The 1,292-nt window shown below is 74.5% G+C and carries 1 protein-coding gene; it reads left to right on the forward strand.

Features of this window, described 5'->3' with window-relative positions; all coding sequences use genetic code 11:
- Nucleotides 1-1,212, forward strand: a 1,212-nt coding sequence (locus P409_RS34620) for a capsule biosynthesis protein (RefSeq protein ID WP_034849462.1), incomplete at its 5' end; no start/stop codon positions are given.
- Nucleotides 1,213-1,292 lie beyond the last annotated feature (80 nt).

Here is a 1,292-nt window from a genome sequence, read left to right on the forward strand (position 1 = left end):
GATGTTGATCTTGACGATGCGCGCGCCGCGGCGCTGGAGGCCGCGGGCGCGCGCATCGTCAAGATCAACATCTGCGGCGGCGACGCGGTGTTCTGGCGCCGCCGCGCCATCGCCTTCCGCGGCCGGTTCGAGGAGTGGCGCGGCTTCGTCGCCGGCATCCTCGACCGCGAGGGCGTCACCGACCTGGTGCTGTTCGGCGACTGCCGGCCGCATCACCGGGTGGCGGTCGACCTGGCCCGCCGCCGCGGCCTGCGGCTGCACCTGTTCGAGGAGGGCTATCTGCGCCCCGGCTGGATCACCTGCGAGGCCTGGGGCGTCAACGGCCATTCCGACCTGCCGCGCAGCCCCGCCGCCTTCCTGGCCATGGCGCGGAGCGTGGAGCCGCCGCCGGCGGCCGCCCCGGTGCCGTCCTACTTCCTACACCGGGCGGTGTGGGACGTGCTGTGGACCATCGGGCTGGTGGCGCTGATGCCGGCCTTCCCGCATTACCGCCACCACGCCCTCGACCATCCGCTGGTGGAATATGCCGGCTGGGTCGGCCGCTTCCTGCGCGCGCCTCTCGTCAAGCGGCGGGCGCGGCGGATGATGCGGGACCTGGCCGGGCAGGCCGGGCGCTACTACCTGCACCCGCTGCAGCTCGACACCGACTTCCAGATCCGCACCCACTCGCCCTACCGCGACACGGTCGCGGCGGCGGAGGCGGTGATCGCCTCCTTCGCCCGCCATGCCGACCCAGCCACCCGGCTGGTGGTCAAGCTGCACCCGCTGGATTTCCGGCCGGTCGCCAAGCGCCGGCGGATCGAGGCGCTGGCGGCGCGGCACGGCGTCGCCGACCGGGTCGACTTCATCGACGGCGGCGACCTGCAGCGGCTGGTCGACGGCGCCATCGGCGTGGTCGTGGTCAACTCCACCGTCGGGCTGATCGCGCTGGAGCGCGGCCGGCCGCTGCAGACGCTGGGCAGTGCGGTGTTCGACCTGCCGGGCCTCAGCTTCCAGGGCGGGCTCGACCGCTTCTGGGCCGAGGGCCGGCCGCCGCGGCCGGAGCTGCTGGAGGCGTTCCGCCGCGTCGTGGTGGCGCGGACCCAGATCCGCGGCAGCTTCTTCTCGCTCGACGGCATCGACCTCGCGGTCGACGGCGCCTGCCGCCGCATCCTCGACGGCACGGTGGTGCCGCTGCGCGAGGCCGCCTGGGCGGCGCAGGCCGGAGAGTGAGCGTGACCGCCCCCCAGGCGACGGCAGTCGTGGTGACCGGGGCGTCGCACGGGCTCGGCGCCGCGCTGGCGCTGCACTAC

This window comes from Inquilinus limosus MP06 (assembly GCF_000767795.1).
GTDB classification, from domain to species: Bacteria; Pseudomonadota; Alphaproteobacteria; order DSM-16000; family Inquilinaceae; genus Inquilinus; species Inquilinus limosus_E.